Here is a 1,730-nt window from a genome sequence, read left to right on the forward strand (position 1 = left end):
CAGGTCACGCCCTTGCAGTTCGCTATCCGGGGGCGGATAGCTGGCATTTTGCACCGATTGCAGGGCCGCCCGATCGATCATGCCGATACCGCTGCCCACCAGCACCCTGGCCTGACTCGGCACACCGTCGCGCAGATGGAAGGCCACCCGCACCCGTCCGCCAAAGTGCAGCGAGGCTGCGGCGGGCGGATAGACCAGCGCCGCCTGCACCGCCGCCCGCACCTTGCCGGCATAGGCGATATTGGGGTCCGGCTTGGCCACCGCAGGCGCGGCCGGCGCCGGTGGCGCGGAAGCGACCGGCGGCGGCACCGGCTGGCTGAAGGCGGTTGGCTGTGCCACCGTCGTCACTGGCCGGTCCTCCAGCGGAGTCGGAGCGGGCGCCACTTTGGGCGCCGTCGGATGCGGGACCGGCTTGCTTACCGTCTTGGGTACGCTCTTGTGCTCGGGCGGCACCACCGGCTTGGGCGGGGCTGCCACGGGGGGCTGCGGCGGCTCAGGCAGCAGGGCCAGTGCGACCGGTTCGGACAGGCTGGAGCGGGCAGGCGGCGTCGCCACCCTGGCCAGCAGCAAGGCGGCTGCGCCCAGCAAGACCAGTTCGATCAGCAGTGCCACGCCCAGCGAGTGCAGGCTCACGCCGGTTCGCAGGCGCGCGGTGGCGACCGTCATGGCGTCACTTTCCGCGTCGCCAGGGACAGCTCGGTGACGCCGCCATTCTTGATCGCATCGATGACCGCCATCACCTGCTGCAGCGAGGTGGCCTGGTTGCCGGCGATGGTCACGGCGGTCTTGCTGTTGTCAGCCTGGCGCAGTTGCGCGGTCAATTGCTCTGGCGTCATGTGATGCTGCTCTACCGTCACCGAGCCATCGTCCTCGATTTCCACCAGCAACTTGGGCGCAGGGATGGTCACCGCAGTGGAGCTGGTCGGCAATTTGGTCAAGTGACCGGAAGCGGGAATCATGCGCAAGGTCAGCATGGCAAAGAACACCAGCAGAAACAGCATGATGTCGATCATCGGGATGATCTCGATGCGGGCTTTCTTGGTTTCCAGGTAACGCATGTCAGGCCCTCGCCGGTTGCGCCCATACCCTGACGGCGGCAGGGGTGCTGCCTGCGGTGCTGGCCTGGGACTGTTCGTGACCCTGTTCATGGCGCTGTTCGTGGCGCTGTTCGTGGCGATTGACCAGCATGATCTTGATGGTCTCCAGTTGATGCAGCACGATGCGCACGCGGGTATGCAAGGCATTGAAGAAAGCCAGCCCGATCATGGCGATGAACAGGCCCGAAGCCGTCGCCACCAGCGCTTCGGCGATGCCACCGGTGACCTGGGAGGCGCCATTTTGTACGTCGCCCAGCACATGGAAGGCATTGAACATGCCGATGATGGTGCCAAACAGACCCAGCAGCGGGGCTAGCGTGACCACGGTATCGAGCAGCCACAGCGAGCGGTCCAGGCCCGGCACCTCGTGCATGATGGCTTCTTCCAGGTGGCCATCCAGGGTGGCGCGATCGACCTGTGCCGGTTCGTGCTGCAAGACCTCGAACAGTCGTGCATGAGGCAACGTGGCCTGGCGGGCGCTCAATGTGATATCGCCCTGCTGCGGACTCAAGCGGATGGCCTCGATGAGTTCATTGCCGCCGCGTTGCATGTTGGCCAGATAGCGGGTGCGTTCGACGATGACCGTCAAGGCCACCAACAACAGCACCAGCATCAGGTAAAGGGTTCCGCCCG

At 65.5% G+C, this 1,730-nt stretch carries 3 protein-coding genes; all 3 read right to left on the minus strand.

All coding sequences use genetic code 11. The features are described from left to right. Positions 1-666 (minus strand): energy transducer TonB (locus tag I5W_RS24965; RefSeq protein ID WP_044531280.1); only part of this gene is annotated, 666 nt, incomplete at its 3' end. Further along, entirely contained in the window at positions 663-1,058 is a 396-nt protein-coding gene (locus I5W_RS24970) for an ExbD/TolR family protein (protein ID WP_017454329.1), read from the minus strand. The genes I5W_RS24965 and I5W_RS24970, both read right to left, overlap by 4 nt. A gap of 1 nt (position 1,059) precedes the next feature. Further along, on the minus strand, positions 1,060-1,730 hold a 671-nt coding region (locus I5W_RS24975; protein WP_083893629.1), incomplete at its 5' end, for a MotA/TolQ/ExbB proton channel family protein.

Origin of the sequence: Herbaspirillum sp. B65, assembly GCF_000333555.1 — a bacterium.
In the GTDB taxonomy this organism is placed as follows: Bacteria; Pseudomonadota; Gammaproteobacteria; order Burkholderiales; family Burkholderiaceae_D; genus Herbaspirillum; species Herbaspirillum rubrisubalbicans.